Below are 21,308 nucleotides of genomic sequence, written 5' to 3'. Positions count from 1 at the left end.
TCACTGACGTTCGTGCGCGCTCCCCTGTCTGGCATCGGCTGCCAGCCGGGCCAGGTCTGCGTGCGGTTGTTGGACGATCAGCTCCAGCAGCCGTACGTAGTCGCTCGCCAGTTCGCGGGCGGTGGGTCCGGCGAACAGGTCGGTGCTGTATTCGAGGTAGCCCTCCAGACCCGACCCGGTCTCCCGCAGGGCCAGACTCAGGTCGAACCGCGCAGTGCCGGCGTCGCCGGGGACGGGCCGCACGTCCAGGCCCTCTCCGACGGCGCCCGCGTCCGGTGTCTCGGCCCGCACCGGTGCCGGCACCAGGTTGAACATCGCCTGGAACAGCGGGGAGTGCGCGGGCTCGGCCACGGGCACGAGGGTGCGGACGAGGTCGGCGAAAGGCAGGTCCTTGCAGGCATGGGCCGCCGCCACCACTTCTCTGGCCTGTGTCAGCAGATCGAGGAACGCCCGCGCCGGGGTCACGTCAAGGCGTAGAACCAGCGTGTTGACGAAGTACCCCGCGAGGGCCTCGACCTCGGCGGCGGGCCGGTTGGTCACCGGGGAGCCGATTGCCAGCTCACGGTCTTCGGTGCGGCCGCCCAGCAGGACTGCGTAGGCCGCGAGCACGGTCATGTACAGCGACGCCCCGTGGTCCGCGCCGAACTTGCGCAGCCGCTCCACCAGATCGGCCGGGACGGCGAGCTCCACCGCCGCACCCCGGAACGTCTTGACCAGGCAGCGCGGATAGTCGGCGCGCAGCGCCAGGCACGCGTGCAGCCCGTCGAGCTGCTTGCGCCAGTAGTCGCGCTGCCGGTCGAGCTCGGCGTCGTCCACCATCCGGCGCTGCCAGGCGGCGAAGTCGGCGTACTGCAACGGCAACGCCGTCAACGCGGGTTCGCGGCCCTCGCTCAGCGCGCGGTAAGCGACGCCCAGTTCGCCCAGCAGGATGGCCGAGGACCAGCCGTCGAACAGGCCCCAGGGCCTGGTGAGGACGAGCACGTGCTCGTCCGCCGCGAGCACCAGCAGGTGCGCCCGGAAGGGGTACCGATCCTCCGGGGCGAACGGGCGCAGCCGTTCGGCACCCAGCCATTCGACGAGCGCGTCCTCGCCCGGTACCGTCAGCACCGGGACGTCGAATCCGGCGGCACCGTTGATTCGCTGGACGAAGATGTCTCCGCGACGCACGAAGCTGGTACGCAGGATCGCGTGCCGGGCCACCAGCGCGCGCACCGCGCCGGTGACGGCGTCCCCGTCCACCGGGCCGTGCACCCGGAACGCCTGCTGGACGTTGTCGTGCGCGATGCCCAGCCACGCCGGGGTGCGCAGGAACCACAAGTCCTGCTGCGCCAGGGAAAGCGGGGCTTCCGTGCCCTCGACCGCGGGCTCGGCGGGCAGCAGGTTCGCGAGCGGCGGCCGGTCCTCGGCAACGGGCTCCTCGACGGCCGTCCGGCCCAGCTCCGCATCCAGCACCGCCGCCATCTCGGCAACGGTCTTGGCTGTCAGGATGAGCTGAAGCGGCAGCTCCGCGCCCGTCTGCTTCTTGACGCGCAGGGTGAGCCGGGTGGCCAGCAGCGAGTGCCCGCCCAGGGTGAAGAAGTTGTCCTGCAGGCCCACGCGCTCCAGGCCGAGCACGCCGCCGATGAGTCGGCACAGGGTGCGCTCGGCCTCGGTCCGCGGCGCGACGTAGGTCTCCTTGGCGACGTCGTTCTCGTCCGGCGCGGGCAGGGCCCGCTTGTCGACCTTGCCCTGCGACGTGACCGGCAACTCCTCCAGCACAACGAAGGCGCCGGGCACCATGTAGTCCGGCAGGCACTCGCCCAGGTGGTGCCGCAGTTCCCGGACCAGCGCCGGGCTCAGCCGGTCGAGCTGCGGCGCGTTCGCCAGGCGCGACGCCCGGTAGGGCTCCCGTGCCTGCCCCCGGGGGGTGCCGTCGCGGCCCAGGAGCAAGTCGATGCCGTCCGGCCGATCCTGCGACCAGGTCGCGGACACCGTGTACCCGAGCTCTTCGGCGTGCTTCACCACGCTCTCCAGCTCCCGGATGTCCATCTGGGCGCGGGCGGACAGCCGGCCGCCGCCGGGCAGCGGCTCCACCTGGCGCGACGGCGCCCAGAGGGCCAGCGCCGTCCGGACGCGGACGTCCTCGGCGACCCGCGGGTTGGTCAGCCCGGCGACGCCGAACCGGTCCGGCGTCCCGGCGTCGAGCATGGCCCGCAGCTCGGCCGGGGTCCCGGCGGTCAGCCACGGGAGTTCGGGGGCCGGCTCGGCCGCTCCCTTGGTCAGCACGACGTCGTAGCGGTAGGCGAGCATCTCATTACCGCCCACGCCCCGCTTGACCAGGATGTCAACCGCGCCCAGTTCCGGGAATCGCTCCGGCAGCCGGGCGAAGCAGGTCGGGCTGACCAGCAGCTCGGTCTCCTGCCGGCGCCGCCGCTGGACCTGCGCAGCGAGCACGCCCGCCGTGGTCGCCGCGCCGGAGCGGCTGCGCTCGATCGCGCACACGTGCGCGGAGAACAGGTCCAGGTTCCGGATGTCGCCGAGCAGGACACGGCCGCCGTCGGCCACCAGCGGCAGGACGCGGGCGATGACCTCCTCCAGGTACTGCCGGCTGGGGAAGTACTGGACGACGGAGTTGAGCACGACGACGTCGAAGAGCTCCTCGTCCGGCCCGGCCACCGACAGCGCGTCGCCCTGCTGCAGGGTGACGTGGGACCAGCCGCGGCGACGCACGCCCCGGCGCACGTCGTCGAGCGCCGCGGCGGAGATGTCGATGCCGTGCACCGCTTCGCACTCCTGCGCGTACCGGAAGAGCAGCAGCCCGGTCCCGCAGCCGATCTCCAGCAGCCGCTTCGGCCGCAGCGCCCGGATCCGGTCGACCGTGCCGTCGATCCACTCGCGCATCTCGGCCTCGGAAATGGCTTCCCCGGTGTAGCTGCTCTTCCAGCCGGCCAGGTTCAGGTCGTCCGGCACGCTCTCACCGGCATCGCGGGAGTACTCGGTCTCGAAAAGCTGTTGCCACTGGCCGAGGTGCTCGGCGGACTGCTTCTCGGCGGCCGCGGCCAGCCACTCGCCGGTCGGGCGCACATAGGCATTGAGGGAGTGGACCTCGCCGGACGTCCGCGGCACGACCACGGCGCTGTGCACCGACGGGTGCGCCTGCAGCACCGTCTCGATCTCGCCCGGTTCGACGCGGAAGCCGCGGACCTTGACCTGGTCGTCCACCCGGCCGCGGAACTCCAGCTCCCCGCTCGGCAGCCGGCACACCAGGTCACCGGTGCGGTACAGCCGACCGGCCGGGTCGCCGCCGAACGGGTCGGGCACGAACCGATCGGCCGTCAGCTCCTCGTCGCCGAGGTAGCCGCGAGCCACGCCGGCGCCGCCGAGGCACAGCTCGCCGAGCACGCCGTCCGGCACCAGCCGCAGGTCGGCGTCGGTGACGTACGCGGTGGTGTGCGGGATCGGCCAGCCGATCGGCACTCGGGCGTCGTCGGCGATGTCCCGATCGATCACGTGGTAGGTGGACGCGGTGCTGTTCTCGGTCGGCCCGTAGCCGTTGACCAGGGTCAGCACTGGGTGCGCCGCGTACAGCCGGCGGACGTCGCGGGCCGAGAACGTGTCGCCGACGATGGCCATTTCGCGCAGCGACAGCTCGCGGTCCGCCGCGGCGTCCGCGAACGCGGGCAGGAACGCGGCCGACAGCAGCATCGAGGTGACGCCGCCGCGGACGACGGAGTCCAGCAGCAGCGCGGGGTCCTTGGCGTCGCCGTCGTGCAGCACCAGCACACCACCGGTGACCAGCGGGGTCAGCACCTCCTGCGACCCAGCGTCGAACGAGATCGAGGAGTGGTGCAGCACCACGGTGTTCTCATCCGCGGCGAAGTAGTCCGGATTGCGGAACAACCGGATCACGCCGCGCTGCTCGATCAGCACGCCCTTGGGGCGACCGGTGGAGCCAGAGGTGAAGATGACGCAGGCGAGGTGCTCAGGCGTCAGGCCGGGCCGCCCGGGGTTCTCCTCGGACCGGCCGTCGAGCACCTGGACGCGGTCGGCGGCCCGCTCGCCGGTGTCGAGGTGCACGACCTCGGCGACCTGCGCGAACCAGTCGTCCGGTAACCGGGACTGGCCCAGCAGGACACGCACGCCGGAGCTGTCAAGGAGGGTCCGAATCCGCTGCTCGGGGTAACCGGGGTCGATCGGCACGTACGCGCCGCCGGCCTTGAGGATACCCAGCATCCCGATGACCAGCTCCGGCGTGCGGTCGGCGCACAGCCCGACGAGCACGTCCGGGCCTACCCCGCTCTCGAGCAGGTGGTGGGCGACGCGGTTCGCCCGGGCGTTCAGCTCCGCGTAGGTCAGCCGCTGCCCGCTGTGGCGGACCGCGATCGCGCCAGGGCGCCGGGCCGCCTGCTCCTCGAAGAGGTCGGCAAGCCCGGCGTCGTGCGGGTACGGCGGGCGCGCACCCTCGGCCACGGTCAGCAGCCGCTCCCGCTCGGCCGCGGGCAGCACGTCGATGTCGAGCGCCCGGGTGCCGTGCCCGCCGTCGGCGGCGAGCGCGTCGACGATGCCCTCGAGCGCGGCCTCCACGTACGCCAGGAGCATCTCGGGTTCCACCGTGCCCTCGACCTGGACGGTCAGGGACAGCTCGTCGCCGGTGTCGTCGAGCGAAATGCCCATGGGGTAGTTGGTCCGGTCCATCGTGCCGAGCCAGCTGATCCCCTGTGCCTCCAGCGACAGCGCGCCAGCATCGTCGGCCGACGGCTCGAAGTGCCGGAAGTTGATCGCCGCGCTGAACAGCGGGGTGTCGCTGTCCAGCCCGCTGCACCGCTGGACCAGGCTTAGCGACGACTGTTCGCGCGCGATTAGCTCGCGTACGCTGGCCGCGACCTCGTCGACCAGCTGGCGGACGCTGCGGCCGGCGATCTGGACGCGCAGCGGGAGCGTGTTGATGAAGTTGCCCAGCATCCGCTCCACGCCGGGGACGCCCTGCAGCCGTCCTGACATCACGGTGCCGAAGACGACATCGTCGCGACCGCTGCTCGCGGCCACGACACGCGCGGCAGCGGCGTGGAAGAGCCACGCCGGGCTCAGCCCGAGCCGTCCGGCTTCGGCACGCAGCCGCCGGGCGAGCTCCGCGGGCAGGGACCGGCGCGGCTTGCGCGTCCGGCGCCCGTCACCGCGGACGTCGGTGAGGCCGAACGGCACCGTCGGCTCGGTGACATCGCCGAGCACGCCGCGGAAGTACTCTTCTGCGTCGCCGGTGCGCAGCTGGTGCAGGGTGTGCGTGACGAACTCGCGGTACGGCACCGGCGGGTCGAGCAGGTCCGTCCGCCCGGCCATGTGGGCCGCCAGCTCTTCGAGGATCAACCGCATCGACGTCGCGTCCTCGATGAGGTGGTGGTAATGCACCAGCAGGAAGTGCGCCGGAGAGCCGGGTTCCGGCGCGGTGCGGACCTGCACCATCGGCGCCTGGGACGGCTGGAGCGCCGGCGGGTTCCGCATCAGCGCGCCTATCTGCTCCTCGGCGTCCGTGGCCTCGTCGAGCCGGAACTCCTCGACCGGCAGCCGCACCGAGCGGTACACCACCTGCACCGGCTCGGGCAGTCCCTCACCGAGCACGGCCGTGCGCATCACGTCGTGGCGGTCGACCAGCGCCTGGAACGCGGTGAGGAACGCGTCCCGCGCCGATTCGTCGGCGGCGGTGAACGCCACGGACATGACGTACGGGTCGTTCTCCGGATCCATCAGGTGGTGGAAGTAGATGCCTTCCTGCGCGGGCACCAGCGGGTAGACGTCCTGGACGTTCGCCGCGCCGCCGGGGACGGCCGCCGCGATCGCGTCGCAGTCGTCCTGGGTCAGCTCCACCAGCGGCAGCAGGTCCGGCGTCAGCCGCTCGAAGCCCTCGGGGATCGCGTTCGGCGGTACGGCGTAGCCGGCGTCGACCACCTCGACGGCCGTTCCGTCGGTCGCGGAGTTCTCGTCGATCCGCCTCGCGAGCGCGGCCAGGGTCGGGGCGTCGAACAGGTCGCGCACGGAGAGGCGCCGCCCGGCTTCCCGGAGCTGGGCCACCAGCACCGTGACGCGCAGCGAATGCCCACCCAGCGCGAAGAAGTTGTCCTGCGCGCTGATCCGCCCGGCGTCGAAGCCGAGCAGCTCCGCCCAGAGCGTCGCCAGCAGCCGTTCGGTGGCGGTGGCGGGCGCGACAAACTCCTCGTCGTCCCGCCGGGCGACGGCCTCGATGCCGGGCGCCGGGAGCGCGGCGCGGTCGAGCTTCCCGTTGGCGTTCAACGGCAAGTCCGGCAGGAGCAGGTAGGCGCCCGGGAGCATGTACTCGGGCAGGGTGCGGCGCGCGAGCGCGTCCAGCTCTTCGCGCAGCGCGGCTTCTTCCGTCCAGGACGTCGGAACCACGTAGGCGACGAGCTGCTTATGACCCGGCTGGTCCTCGCGGACCACGACTGCGCACGAGCCGACGCCGGGGTGCCCGTTGAGCCGGCTGGAGATCTCGCCGAGTTCGATGCGGTAGCCGCGAATCTTGACCTGGTCGTCGTTGCGGCCGTGGTACTCGAGTCCGCCGTCCGCCGTGCGCCGGGCGAGGTCGCCGGTCCGGTACATCCGCGCGCCGGGCACGCCTGCGAACGGGTCGTCCAGGAAGCGCTCCGCGGTCAGCTCCGGGCGGTTCAGGTAGCCGCGGGCCACGCCGGCGCCGCCGACGTACATCTCACCCACATCGCCGTCCGGCACCGGATCGCCCTGCGGGTCCAGCACGTACACGGCTAGGTCCGGCAGCGGGACGCCGATCGGGCTGACCGCGTTACCGGTGTCGGCCGCGGTCACCACGCGGTTGGTGACGTGCACCGTCGTCTCGGTGATGCCGTACATGTTGACCAGCTCGGCCCCGGCGTTGACCGGCCGCGCGAACCACGGACGCAGCACCGAGGGGTCCAGGGCCTCACCGCCGAAGACGACCGTCCGGAGCCGGTGCGGGGCACCATCGTCCCCCTGTGCGCCGACCAGCTGCCCGAACGCGCTTGGCGTCTGGTTGAGGACGGTGACGCCTTCTTCGACCAGCAGCGCGTAGAACTCGCCGGGGCTGCGCGCGACTTCCGGCGTGACGACGACGAGACGGCCGCCGTGCAGTAGCGCGCCCCACATCTCCCACACCGAAAAGTCGAACGCGAAGGAGTGGAACAGCGTCCAGACGTCCGCGGCCCCGAAGTTGAACCGGTCGCGCGTCGAGGTGAACAGGCGCGTCACCTGACGCTGCTCGACCAGCACGCCCTTGGGCAGGCCGGTCGAGCCGGACGTGTAGATCACGTAGGCCAGATCCGCGGCCGACGCACCGGGCAGCGGCTCGAGGTCGTTGTCCGGCAAGAAATCCCAGCCGCCGCTCGCGACGTCGACCACCGTGGCGGCACCGGCGTCCAGTCCTTCGGGGATCGCTCCGTCGACGAGCAGCACCCGCGGCGCGCTGTCGGAAAGGACGTGGGCGAGCCGCTCCACCGGCGCCGAGGTGTCCACCGGCCCGTACGCGCCGCCGGCCTTCACCACGGCCAGCGCGCAGACGACCAGCCACTCGCTGCGCGGCAGGCACAATGCGACCAGCGAGTCCCGGCCGACGCCCAGCTCGCGCAGGTGCCGGGCCAGCCGGTTCGCACGCGAGTTCAGCTCGCCGTAGGTCAGCGACCGGTCCGCGCAGCGCACCGCCACTGCGTCCGGAGCGGCCTTCGCGACCTCCTCGAACCAGTCGGGCAGCCGTCGCCCTGCGGGGTCCAATTCGGACAGACGCTGATGCGGCGCGTCGGCGACTGTGGTGAGCAGGCCGGTGAACTCGCGGACGAAGTCTTGTATGGTCTCCCGGTCGAACAGCGCGGTGCTGTACTCGACGGCGCCGTCCAGGCCGTCCGGGGTCGGCCGCAGGTCCAGCGTGAGGTCGAACTTGGCGATGCTGAAGTCGGCCTCGACCGGCGTCACCTCCAGCCCGTCCAGCGTCAGCCGCGCCTCGGTCTGCTCCTCCTGCAGCACCAGCACGGTCTGGAACACCGGTGTGTGGCTGAGGCTGCGGTCCGCCCCGACGGCGTCCACGACAGTTTCGAACGGCGCGTCCTGGTGGTCGTAGGCCGCCAGGGCGGTACGTTTCACTCGCGCGAGCAACTCGGGGAAGTCCGGGTCGCCGGAAAGGTCGTTGCGCATCACCAGGGTGTTGGCGAACAGGCCGATGAGCCCCTCCACCTCCGCCCGGGTGCGGTTCGCTACGATGGTGCCGACGGCGATGTCCGCCTGCCCGGTGCGGCGGTGCAACACCGCGGAATACGCGGCCAGCAGGATCATGTACAGCGTGGCGTCGTGCCGCTCGCCGAGTTCGCGCAGCCGGTCAAGGCCTTCGCGCGGGAACCGGAAGAACTCCCGGGTGCCGGCGTGGTCGCGCACCGCCGGGCGGGGCCGGTCGGCGGGCAGTGTCAGCTCCACGGGGACGCCGTCGAGCTGCTTCTTCCAATACTCGACCTGCCGCGCCTGCACCTCGCCCGTCAGCCACCCGCGCTGCCATTGTGCGAAGTCGGCGTACTGTAGCGGCAACGGCTCCAGCGTGATCTCCCGGCCCTCGCGCGCCGCTTCGCACAGCGCGGTCACTTCGCGAACGAACACGCCGAGCGACCAGCCGTCCGAAACGATGTGGTGCATCGTGACCATCAGGACGTGCTCGGTCTCGCCCAGCCGCAACAGCAGCGCGCGGATCAGCGAGTCGCGGGCCAGGTCGAACGGCTCCAGCATTTCCTGCTGGCAGATCGCGGTGACGTCGGCCGGATCGGCGTCGCGCTCCCGCACGGTGAACCCGCTGCCGTCGTCGACGCACTGGTGCGGAACCCCACCACGGTCCTCGAACCGTGTGCGCAACGCCTCGTGCCGCAGCACGAGCCCCTGCAGCGCGGTGCGCATCGCGGCGCGGTTGAGCGGCCCGTGCAGCCGCATCGCCAGCGGGACGTTGTAGGTGGCGCTCGCCCCTTCGAGCTGGTCGAGGAACCACAGCCGCTGCTGGGCGAAGGACAGCCGGAGCGGCCGTTCCGGCGACCGCGGCACGCGCGGGATGAAGTCCAGGGCCGAGGTGTCGACGCCCTGCTCGCCCAGTAGTGTCAGCACGGCCTGCTGCTGCTTGGCCGGCATGGCCTGGATCTTCCGGATCAGCTCCTGGTGCGACGTGCTCATCAACGGTCTCTTTCAGTGTCGTCCGGTTGCAGGGCGTCCAGCTCGGCGTCGCTCATGGCCTCGACAAGGCTGATGCTGCGGCTGAGCGCGTCCAGGTCAAGTTCGGGCACCGGGTCGGGACCCGCCATTGCGCGCTCGACCGCGGCGGCCAGGTCGGCCAGCCGTTCGGCATCGAAGACCGTCTGAACTCGCAGCTCGACGCCGGTCCGCCGCTTGACCGTGTTGATCATGCGGGTGGCGAGCAGCGAGTTGCCGCCCAGCGCGAAGAAGTTGCTCGCCATGCCGAGTTCGCCGACATCGACGTTGAGCAGGTCGGCGCAGATCTCGGCCACGACGCGCTCGGCCTCTGTGCGCAGAGCCGCGTCGTCGTCCTCGGGCCTCCGCTGTACGTCGGGCTCGGGCAGCGCCTTCGTGTCGAGCTTCCCGTTGCCGGTCAGCGGGAGTTCGTCCAGCAGGACGTACCCGGACGGCACCATGTACGGCGGGAGCGCGGCCCGCAGCGCGGCGTCCAGTTCCTCCTTCACGACCCGCTCGTTCGGCCACCGCGGCAGCGAAAGCGGGCGAGAGGCGGTACCGGTCTCGCCGGGGCGTTTGGCGTAGATGCGGTACGGCGCCGTCGTCCCGGGCAGCCCGTCCTCCATTTCGCTGACGACGTCGAAGCCCTGCGCCTCCAGCAGCGCCACGACCTCCTTGAGACGTCCGCCGACGTCGTCGAGGCCGGCCACGACCTGGCGGACCCGGGACCAGTCGGCGTTGGTGAGCTCACCGAGCAGGTCGCCGGTGCCCAGTTCGATGTTGAGCAGGCCGACATCCGCGTCCGGCAGGAACGGGGGGGAATCGAAGGTCTTCACGTCGAGTCCGTGCAGGGAGACGTTGCGGCGCAGCGCGTCGAACCGCGCCGGGTCCGGCTCGAAGGCCGACACCTCGGCCGCCGGGTAGTACAGCCCGGCGAACAGCGTGAAGAGCCCGATGCCGGCACCGAGGTCGACGACGTGGTCGCCGTCCTCGATCGTGACGCCGTGCCGGAGGTGCCCGGCGCCGTTGAAGATCCGCTGGTACCGCAGGTCGGTCTCGGCGTGGTCGTGGTCGACGACCGGCAGCCCGTTCGGCAGCTCGCGCACGCGATCGAGGACCGCCGGTTCGGTGCGCGCCAGGCGCACCAGCTCCCGCACCGCCCGCGCCTCCTGGGCCGACGGCACGAGGTAACCGACCAGTCGCCGGTTATCGCCCTGGCCCCAGACCACCACGCGGGCGTCCGCGACCGCAGGGTGCTCGTTGAGGCGCGTGGAGATCTCGCCCAGCTCGATCCGGTAACCGCGGATCTTCACCTGGTCGTCGTTGCGCCCGAGGAACTCCAGCGAGCCGTCCGGCAGTCGGCGGCCCAGGTCGCCGGTGCGGTACATCCGCGCCCCCGGCGTCCCCGCGAATGGGTCCGCGAGGAACCGCTGGGCGGTCTGCTCGGCCCGGTTCAGGTAGCCGCGCGCCATCGCGTCGCCGCCGATGACAAGTTCGCCCACCGCCCCGGTCGGCACCGGCCGCTGCCGCCGGTCGAGCACGTACACGCTCAGCCCCGGCATGGGGCCACCGATCGGCCGGGTCGTCAGCCGGGTGTCGGCCTCGGTCACGACGCGGTAAGTCGTGACGACGCCGGTCTCGGTGGTGCCCCACATGTTGACCAGCTCGGTGCCGGCGTTGTCCGGCCGCGCGAACCACGGGCCCAGCGTCGAAGCGTCGAGTTCCTCGCCGCCGAGCACGACGGTCCGGATCCGGTGCCGCGTGTCGCTCTCGCCCTGAGCCTCGATCAGCTGGCCGAACCCGGTCGGGGTCTGCCCGAGGATCGTGACGCCTTCCGCACACAGCAACGCGTAGAAGTCGCGCGGGCTGCGGGCGACGTCCCGCGTGACCACGACGAGCGTGCCGCGGTGCAGCAGCGCGCCCCACATCTCCCAGATCGTGAAGTCGAAGGCGAAGGAGTGGAACAGCGTCCACACGTCGCCGGGCCGGTAGTCGAACCACTCCTGCGCGACGAAGAACCGCGCGAGGTGGCTGTGCGGGACCTGCACACCCTTCGGCAGCCCCGTTGAACCCGAGGTGTAGATCACGTACGCCAGGTCCGCGGGCGACGCGCCGGGCAGCGGGTCCAGGTTGTCGCGGGGGAACGCCGCCCAGCGACCAGCGTCCGCCGCGACGTCGACCACGACCGCGTCACCCGGGTCGAGCCCCGCGGGCATCGCGCCCTCGACGAGCAGCACCCGCGGCTTGCTGTCGGACAACATGTGCCCGAGCCGCTCGGCGGGGGCCGACGGGTCGACCGGCAGGTAGGCGCCACCGGCTTTGACCACTGCCAGCGCGCCCAGCACCAGCCATTCGCTGCGCGGCAGGCACAACGCGACCAATGAGTCGCGGCCGACGCCCAGCGCCCGCAGGTACCGCGCGAGGCGGTTCGCCCGCCGGTTCAGCTCCGCGTAGGTCAGCGACCGGTCCTCGCACCGCACGGCCACCGCGTCCGGCACGTCCCGGGCGATCTCTTCGAACCACTCGTGCGCGGTCCGGTTCGCCGCGGCGTCGGCGCCCTCGGCCGTTACCGGCTCCCAAGCGAACTCCGCAGTCTCACGGTGGTACATCTCCTCCGGCAGCACCGCCAGGTCCAGCGCTGCCCCGGCACCGTCCTCATCGGACAGTGCGGCGACGAGCGAGCGCATGGCGGCTTCCAGGCAGTCGACCACGGCCTCGGCGTCCTGCGCCCGGTGGATCAGCGCGACGAGCCGGAAGGTGTCGCCGAGGTCGTCGATGGAGAGGGTGACCGGGTAGTTGTTGCGCTCCAGCACCTCCGACGGCGGGGTGACGCCGAGCTGGCCGAGCCGCTCGGCGACACCGTCGTCCCCCGGCAAATGGCGGTAGTTGAGGATCGCGTTGAACAGGGGCACCGCCGGGTTCGGTAGTCCACTGTGGACCCGAGCTTCGGTGAGCGGGACCTGCTCGAAGCGCACCAGCTCCTGCAGCACTCTGCCGGTGTGCCGCACGACGTCCTGTACGCTCCGGCCTGCCAGGTCGAGCCGCATCGGCAGCGTGTTGACGAAGCTGCCGAGCATCCGGTCCATCCCGGCCGGTCCCTGCACGCGACCCGACATGACGGTGCCGAACACGACGTCGTCGCGGTCGGCGCAGGCCGCTACGGTCAGCGCCCAGCCGATGTGGAACAGCGTCGCCGGGCTGGTGCGCAGCTCCGCCGCGACGCCGCGGATCCGGCGGCTGAGATCGCCGTCGAGCGGACGCCGCAGTTCGAGGACGTCCCGGCCGTCGCCGTGCACGTCGTCCAGGCCGAACATGACGGTCGGCTCGGACACCCCGCCGAGCAACTCGCCGAAGAACGCGGCGGGATCGAGGTCCGCCGGCCGGGTCCGGCTGTGCGCGACGAACTCGCGGTACGGCACCGGCTCCGGCAGCGCGTCGCCCCGCCCGGCCATGACCTCGGCGATCTCGGTCAGCAGCAGGCCGAGCGACGAGGCGTCGTGGATGACGTTGTGCAGCGTCAGCGCCGCGTGCCAGACCCCGGTGTCCGGGTGCCGGCCACCGCGCAGCCGGATCAGCGGGGGCTCATGGAGTGCCATGCGCGGGGCGTTCGCGACCAGGTCGGTCAGCTGTTCGTTCGCGGGCGTCCCGGCGCGCAGCTCGATTTCCTCCAGCGCGGGTTCGGCATGCCGCAGCACGGCCTGCACCGGCTCGCGGAGCCCGTCGGAGAGAATCACCGTACGCAGCGCGTCGTGCCGGACGACCACCGCGCGCAGCGCCTCGGCGAACCCGTCCAGGATTTCGCGGTCCGCGAAGGCGAACAGTCCCGAAGAGACGTACGGGTCCTGTGCCTCATCTCGGATGTGGTGGAAGAACATGCCTTCCTGCATCTGGGCGAGCGGGTAGACGTCCTGGAGGTTCGCATCCCCGCCCGGCACCGCGGCGACGACCGCCGCGAGTTCGTCCTCGGTGAGCGAGACCAGCGAGAGTCGTTCGGTGCCCGAAGTGGACTCGGCCGGGGCGGCGGCGTCGATGGCCACGGCGATGTCCGCGATCGTGCCCGCCGCGAAGACGCGATACTGGTCGCAGGCCAGGCCCCGCTCGCGCAGCAGCGCCACGAACTTCGGGACGTGCAGGGAGTGCCCGCCGAGCGCGCGGAAGTCGTCGTCGAGGCCGATCTGACCGGTCCGGTAACCGAGCAGCTCTTCGCAGACGGAGAGCACGATCCGCTGCGTCTCGGTGAGCGACCCCGCGCGTGGCTCGTCGGCGGGCACCGGCGTGGCGGGCGGCGTGCTGTCCTCGGTCCGGCCGGGCCGCGCTGCGACCCAGTACCGGTCTGGTTCGAAGGCGGTCACCGGCAGCGCGACCAGCCGGCGTCGCCCGGTGTGCAGCTCGCGCCAGGGCACGGCCACGCCGCGCACCCAAAGCTCGGCAAGCCGCTCGAGGTCGCCGTCCGCGGTGAGCGCGGACAGGAACGCCTCGCCGCGGGCGCCGTCGAGCAGCATCCGCAGCGGACCTGGGTCGTCCTCGGCGTTGCCCAGCAGCACCAGCGCGGTCCCGAAGGACTCCCCGGCGATGTGCCGTGCGAGCGCGGCCTGTAGGTCCGCCCGCGAGGACACGACGACGGCGAGCCGTTCCGGCTGCGCGTCGCGGCCGAGCTGGGAGGTGTACGCGATGTCCGCGAGCGCGGCCGTGTCGTCCCGCTCCAGGAAGTCGTGCAGCCGCCGCGCCGCCGTCCGGAGGCGGCCGGCGTCGCGTGCCGACAACACGACCAGCTGCGGCCCGCTGTCCTCGCTCGGCCGCTCGGCGACCACGACCGGCGGGGGTGCCTCGACGACCAGGCTGACGTGGCTCCCGCCCGCCGCGACCGAGTTGATCAGCGCGCGCTGCGGCGCCGTCCCCCGCGGCTCCCAGGCCGTCAGCTCGTCGCAGAGCCGCAGCGACGTCCCGTCGGCTTCGAGACCGGGATTGGGCGTGCCGATGTCGACCAGCGGCGTGATCTCGCCGTGCCGCAGTTGCAGGACGACCTTGGTGAGCTGGGCAATGCCGGACGCGGCCTCGGGGTGCCCGAGGTTCGACTTCACGGTGCCCAGCGCCACCTTCTCGGTGACGCCGGAGAAGACCTCCCGCAGCGCGCGGAATTCGACGGCGTCGGAGAGCGCGGCGCCGTTGGCCGCGGCCTCGACGTACCCGATGGAGGCAGGTTCGGTGCCCGCCCGCTCCAGCGCCCGTCGCATGACCTTCACTTGCGACGCGTGGCTCGGCATCATGAAGCCGTTGGCCCGCCCGCTGTGCAGCGACGCGGTCCCGGTGATCACGGCGTGGATCTGGTCACCGTCCCGGACCGCCGCGTCCAGCGGCTTGAGCAGCACCGCGCCGACCGCCTCTGCCGGGAGGTAGCCGTCACCGTCGCGGAAACTGCGGCTGCCTGGGTGCGTGCCGAGCAGTTCGAGCTCGGACAGTGCGACGTACTTGTCCGGGTGGATGGTGAGATTGATGCCGCCGGCCACGGCCAGCTCTGTCTCGCCGCGCTGGAGGTCGGCGCAGGCGAGGTGGATCGCGGTCGCCGACGACGAACACATGCTGTCCACGGCCAGGCTCGGGCCTTCGAGGCCGAAGAAGTACGAGACCCGATTGGCGATCATGTTGTAGGACGTCGACGACGTCAGCGCGACGAGCGTCGGCTCCGCATTGTCGGCGCGGTACATCTGGTAGCCCGCGCCGACGTACACGCCGACCCGCCGCTCGTACCGCCGCTCGACGACCTCCTGCGTCACGCCGCCCTGCTCCAGCAGGTGCCAGACGGTCTGGAGGAACAGCCGCTGCTGCGGGTCCATCGCCTCGGCGTCGCGGGGCGAGATCCCGAACAGCTGCGGGTCGAAGCGGTCGACGCCGTCGATGAACCCGCCCCAGCAGGTGCGGCCGCCAGCGTCCCAGCGCTCCGCGGGGACCTCGGTGACGCAGTCACCGCCGGCGCGCAGCTGGGCCCAGAACGCGTCGAGGTCATCGCACTTCGGATAGATGCCGGTGATGCCGACGATCGCGATCCGGCGGTCGCCGACCACCGGAGCGGGCTCCTCGACTCGCACGACCGGCTTCGCCACGACCGGCTCAGGAGCCGGTTCGGGCATCGGCTGCGAGGCCGGTTCCCCGACGAGCGCGCGCAACGCGTCGGTGTGGCCAGTCGCGAAGTACCGCGCGAGGTTCTGCACGGTCGGCTCTTCGAACAGCAGCGTCCGCGGCAACTCGCCGAACGTCTTCTCTAGGGTGGAGATAACATTTACCGCGACGACGGAGTCCATGCCGAACTGCTCCAGCGGCGCCCCGATGTCCAATCGTTCCGGCGCGAGCTTCAGCGACGCGGCGAGCACGCGCCGCAGGTACGCCACCGCTCGCTCCTCCAGCACCCGCATGGTGGCCTCCGTGGTCGTGATCTCTATCGGCTGCTTGACGGCGGCCCGTGACTCCTCCTGGCCGGGGAGCCGGGAAAGCACCCGGTCGCGGCGTCCGACGAAAATGACCAGCCGCCCGGCGTCGAGTCCGGTGCCTTCGGCCGTCGCGATCCGCAGCACCGCCAGGCCGCGCGCGGTGTCCAGCGGCGCGAGCCCGGCTTCGCGCAGGTTTGCGCGGACCGTCTCGTCGCCCATCCCGCCCTCGCCCCAGAGCGGCCAGCCGACGGACACCGTCCGCCCGCGGCGCGCGCCGACGTCGACGAGTTCGTTGCGGTGGGCGGCATAGGCGTCCATGAACGCGTTGGCGGTGGCGTAGTCGCCCTGCCCGGCGTTGCCGAACGCCCCGGCCGTCGAGGAGAAGCAGGCGAACAGCTCGAGAGGCTGGTCGGCGGTTAGCTCGTCCATGTTGACCAGGCCCGCGACCTTGGGCGCGAGCACGCGCTCGACGTCCGCGACGGTCTTGCGGAGCAGGTACCGGTCGTCAACGACGCCGGCGGAGTGCAGGACCCCGGTGAGCGGCCCGTGGGTCGCCGAGATGTGCGCCAGCAGCCTGGCCACCGCGGCCCGGTCCGCGACGTCGGCGCGCTGGTGGTCGACGGTCAGGCCGGCCGCCCGTAGTTCGTCCAGCGCTTGGCGCTGCTCGCCGGTCAGCTCGGACCGGCCGGTGAGGACGACGGTGGCGTGGCCGACCGAGGTGCCGATGTCCCGCGCCACGATCAGGCCGAGACCGCCAACACCGCCGCTTATCAGGTAGACGCCGTTCTCCCGCCACGGCTGGCTGTCCACTGTGGGGGTCAGTTCCGCCCAGCGCTCGACGAGCCGCCGACCGTCGCGGTGCCGGACCACCGGTTCGAGCGCCGTCGTCGCCTCGGCCGCCAGGCGTCCGGCGACGACGGCGGGGAGCGCACCGTCCAGGCAGTCGACGAACTGCGCGTGCAGCAGCGGGTTCTCCAGGCTCGCCGTCTTCAGCAGGCCCGCGAGTCCGGCGAGACAGGCGAGACGCGCGCGGTCGGCGGGTCCGCCGACGACGGCGACCTGCAGTAGCACGGGCCGCCGTACACCCCCGGCCAGGATCCCTCTGACCAGTTCGAAAACCTGCCGGGCCGCGTCGGTGTAGCGGATGTCCAGCGTGCCGTCCGCGAGCTCCGCGAACCGGCAAACGGCACCGGGGGGCAACGCGGCTCGCAGCTCTTCGCGTTCCCGGGCCGCGAGGCGGCCTAAGACGACGACGTGGTGCTCGGCGCGGGCCTCAGCCGGGTCGGCCACGCGGGTCTCCCAGACCGGGCGCAGCAGCACCAGGTCACCGTCGGGGCCGGTGGACGTCTCGGGAAGCACCCTCGGGCCGTCCGTCTCACCGTCGAGGTCGAACCAGCAGCGGTCCTTCGCGAACAGGTACCCCGGCAGACTGATCCGCCGCGCGGCCGGGGCCGTCTCCCAGCGCACCGCGCCGCCGTCGGCCCACTCACGCAGCAGCCGGTCGGGGACGCCGTGGTCGAGCCAGTCGGCCAGTACCGAGTCGGCCACCTGCGCCGAGACTCCGTTCTGGACGGTGCCGCGCACCCACGGACCGGACCGCCGCGGATCGGCGACGAACGACTCCAGCACGTCGCCGGCCTCGGCCAGCGACGTCATCGCGAACGCCAGCCGCTCCCGCAGCGCCACGCGTCCGACCTGGAGCGTCCACGCGACGTCGGCGAGCGCGTCCTCGCCCAGCTCCGCCAGCCGCCCGCGCAGCCGGCGAGCCTGCTCGACCAGCTGCTCCTCGCTCTGCGCGGACAGCACCAGCACCGCCGGACGGCCCGCGGGGACCGTCCGCCGGGGTTCCGGCCCCTGGTACTCGGAAACGATGAGGTGGGCGTTCGAGCCGCCCGCGCCGAACCCGGAAACCCCGGCGATGCGCGGGAAGGTCCGCGCTTCGCCGTCGATCTCCACCGTCGGCCGCTGCCACGGCACCACCCGCTGCTGCACCTCGAGCGACATCCCGGCCACATTGAGGTGCCGGTTCAGGGTGCTCGAATGCAGGCTGGGCACCAGTTCCCCGTGCTTGAGCTGCAGCAGCACCTTGGTGAGCCCGGCGATGCCCGCCGCGCTCTCCGCGTGCCCGATGTTCGACTTGACCGAGCCGATCGCGCAGTGCGGCGGCAGGCCGTGGGGCCCCTGCAGCGCCCGGGTCAGCCCGGTCACCTCGATCGGGTCGCCGAGCGCGGTGCCAGTGCCGTGCGCCTCGACGTAGCTGATCGCGCGGGGGTCGACATCCGCGGCCTCGAGCGCGGCGGTGATGACCTCGCACTGCGCGACCGGCGACGGGACCGAGTAGCCGGAGGTGCGGCCGCCGTGATTGAGCGCGGTGCCCTTGATGACGCCGTAGACATGATCGCCGTCGGCGATCGCACGCTCCAGTGGCTTCAGCAGAACGGCGCCGACGCCCTCGCCGGGCACGTAGCCGTCGCCGCCATCGCCGAAGCTGCGGCAACGCCCGTCACTGGAGAGGAACCGGCGCTGGCTCAGCAGCACGTACTTGTTCGGGTGGGAGGTGATGTTCACCCCGCCGGCGAGCGCCGCGTCGCACTGGCCGCTCTTGATCGCCTCGCAGGCGAGGTGAATGGCCGTCAGCGAGGACGAGCACATCGTGTCCACCGTGATGCTAGGGCCGTGGAAGTCGAAGAAGTACGAGACCCGGTTGGAGACGCTGGAGCCGCTGCCGGACAGCGCGGTGGCGTGGCCGCGGTCCTGCGCCTGCGCGCCGTAGAGTTGGTACTCCTGGTACATCACGCCGACGAATACGCCGACCCGGCTGGCCGCGCGGCTCAGCCGGTCCCCGGTGTACCCGGCGTCTTCGAGCGTGTGGTGGGCGCATTCGAGAAACAGCCGCTCCTGCGGGTCGAGCAGCTCGGCCTCGGCCAGCGAGATCTGGAAGAACAGCGGGTCGAAGCGGTCGATGCCGTCGAGGAACCCGCCCCAGCTGCCCTTCGACGAGCCGCCGATGTCGGCGTAGCGCCGGTGGTTCCAGCGCTCCGCGGGCACCTCCCGGATGCAGTCGCGGCCGGATCGCAGGTTCTGCCAGAACTCCTCCAGGTCCGCCGCTTCCGGGTAGCGGCCACTGACGCCGACGATTGCGATGTCGGTGGGCGCGTGCTCGACGTCGGGAGCCGGCGGCGGCACGCTCGCCAGGACACGGGTGTTCACCCCGTTCAGCTCCGCGAAGACCCGGCCGTGCTCGTCGAACAGGGTGACGTCGAGCCGGGCCGACGACCCGCTTCCCGGCTGGTGCCTGATCCACGCGAAAGCGGTCGCGGGGGTGGCGGAAACCGATGCGACTTCGTGCACGGCGAACGGCAGGGCGGGGTCGGCGGGCAGTTCGCCGGTCCGGTACGCGGCCAGCGTCAGGCCGATTGTGGCCTGCAGAGCGCCATCGAGGATGCTCGGGTGCAACCGGTAGCGGTCCAGCGGTTCGGCCCCAGCCGGCAGGCGCAGCTCGGCCAGTACTTGGGGACCGCCCGCCGCGTCGCGGCCCGCGCCCAGCGACACCACCGACCGCAGAGCCGGGCCATAGTCCATGCCGACGCGGGCGTAGAGGTCGTATACCTCGGCGCCTGTGATCGTCTGCTCGGCGCAGGTCCGGCGCACCTCGGCCAGCGAGGGCGCCGTCGTCCCGGCAGAGTCCGCCGTCCGCGCGCGGCCGCTGCCGCACAGCGTGCCGTCACCGGCTTCCAACCGGTACTCCCAGCGGCCGTCGCCCCGCGACTCGACCGTCACCCGCACGTCCAGCCCGTCCGGGCCGCACACCGCCGGCCGCAGCCAGACGACGTCGTACAGCCGCACGCGGTCCGCGTGCTCCGCACCGGCGGCGGCCACCACCGCCGCATGCGCCATCTCCAACTGCGCGACCGCAGGGAGCAGCCGGTCGTCGCGGATCCGGTGGTCCCGCAGGAACGGCTCGTCGCCGCTGAACCGCGCATGGCCGACGACGCCGCCGGCGCCGGTTTCGACCCGGTGCACCATCGGGTGCGTCGCCGGTACCCGGTCCAGGGTGGCGAGCCACCCGGCGGCCGCCTGCACGGTCCGGCGTTCGAGCAGGGCGGCGGCCGTCACCGACGGCCCGTGGCGGTCGGCGAGCCGGGCGGCCAGCCGGGCGAGACCGGTGACGTCGAGCCCGAACTCCGCGAACTCGCCGCGCGGGTCCACCTCTTCGGCCGGGACGCCGAGCTGCGCGGCGATCTCCGCGACCAGCGCGTCGGCTTCGGCTCCGGCTCCGGCTCCGGCGAATTGCGCGGGAACCTGCCCCCGCAGCCACTCGGCGAGATCCGCGATCGACCGGTACTCGAAGACGACTGTCGGCGAGAGCTCCAGGGCCAGCCGGTTCTCCAGCTCGGGCACCAGCGAGACCAGCTGCGCCGAGCTGAGACCCAGCTCGTAGAAGCTGCTGTGCACGTCGACCTGGGCCGCAGGCAGCTCCAGCCGCGTCCCGGTCAGTTCGCGCAGCACGATCAGGGGGTCCTGCGCCGTTGTGACCGGGGCGGACACCGGTCCGCCCGAGGTCACGCCGACCGGGGCCGGGCCACCCCGGACGTCGAGGGACTCCACCGCCCGGACTCGCTTGGCCACCAGCTGCTTGATCTCGGCGATCTGCCGACCGGTCTCGTCGTAGAACTCGACGGCCAGCCGGAACAGCTCGTCGTCACGGCGCGCCGAAGCCGCCGGCACGCGCACGAAGCAGCGTGAGCCCAGCGGTGCGATCGTAGCGAAGGACTCGAACACCAGCGGCAGGTAGAGGTCGTCGCCCTGGTGCTGCTCGTGCAGCATGTGGATGCCCACGCCGCCGCCGAGCAGCCCCGCTTCGAATAACGCCGGGTGGAAGAGAAAGCTGGAGCTGCCGCCGGGGTGCGCCGGCGGCAGCTCCAGCGCCGCGACCGAGTCGTCGGTGCGGTGGTGCACTTCACCGGCGACCTTCATCAGTCCGGAGTGGACCAGCTCGCGCTCGCGGAACCAGGCGTAGACCTCGGCCATCGGAAGGAGCCGGTCGGCGCCGGTGAGCGGGAGGGCCAGCCGCCGCCCGGCGAAGTCCGGCGCCTCCTGCCGGTGCGCGGTGACGACCGCGTGGAGGATCTCTTCGCTGTCCTCGGGACGCCGGCTGCGAACCTCGATGCGGCAGCCGCCGGCCAGCGCCGGGCTGCCCTCGACGGTGGTGATGACCCGCTCCCCGGGCGCGGCGACCAGCGGTGCGAGGATGGTGAGGTTACGCAGCTCCACTTCGGCCAGTGCGTGCCCGTTCCGGACCAGTACCTGCAGCACCAGGTCGACGTAGCCGACGCCGGGAAGCAGCGTGCGACCGCGTACGACGTGCCCGCTCAGCAGCGGGTTGTCGGCGGTGACGGTGAAGGTCTCGCGGAAGGTCGACGAGTTGGTCGTACGCATCTCATCCCCAGGAGTCGGAGTCCGTCCCGGAAACAGCGTCGGCGACGTCTCTCGGGTTCTCGGAAACACGAGCAGGCCCGCGGAATTCCGCAGGAGAAATGGTCGGAAAACCAATTCAAGGCATGCTTTTTCACGCCACCTGGCGTCAGCCGACGGCGTCAGTTAATGAAACGGTGACCGCGCCCAGCGGCCACGGGTCAGCTCAGAGAAACTACGCGCTGTACAAGGCGGGAAGTGCCCACCACGCCGAAC

General features: G+C 72.0%; 2 protein-coding genes. Both read right to left on the bottom strand.

Annotated features, from left to right (window positions below):
* Window positions 1–9,177, bottom strand: coding sequence for an amino acid adenylation domain-containing protein (locus tag ACQP0P_RS24785; protein WP_433381553.1), 9,177 nt, complete (start codon window positions 9,175–9,177; stop codon window positions 1–3).
* Complete coding sequence (locus ACQP0P_RS24780) at window positions 9,177–21,056, bottom strand: amino acid adenylation domain-containing protein (RefSeq protein ID WP_433381550.1); 11,880 nt, start codon at window positions 21,054–21,056, stop codon at window positions 9,177–9,179. Before ACQP0P_RS24780 ends, ACQP0P_RS24785 begins: the two co-directional genes overlap by 1 nt.
* Window positions 21,057–21,308: the final 252 nt, after the last annotated feature.

The sequence above is a fragment of the Streptosporangium sp. CA-115845 genome, assembly GCF_050943795.1.
Classification (GTDB): Bacteria; Actinomycetota; Actinomycetes; order Streptosporangiales; family Streptosporangiaceae; genus Streptosporangium.
This window is presented reverse-complemented; position numbering and strand designations above follow the sequence as displayed.

What these genes read in the sequence shown, in the direction of transcription:
- ACQP0P_RS24785 (WP_433381553.1), bottom strand. Translation starts at nt 9,177, where the DNA reads ATGAGCACGTCGCACCAGGAGCTGATCCGGAAGATCCAGGCCATGCCG.
- ACQP0P_RS24780 (WP_433381550.1), bottom strand. Translation starts at nt 21,056, where the DNA reads ATGCGTACGACCAACTCGTCGACCTTCCGCGAGACCTTCACCGTCACC.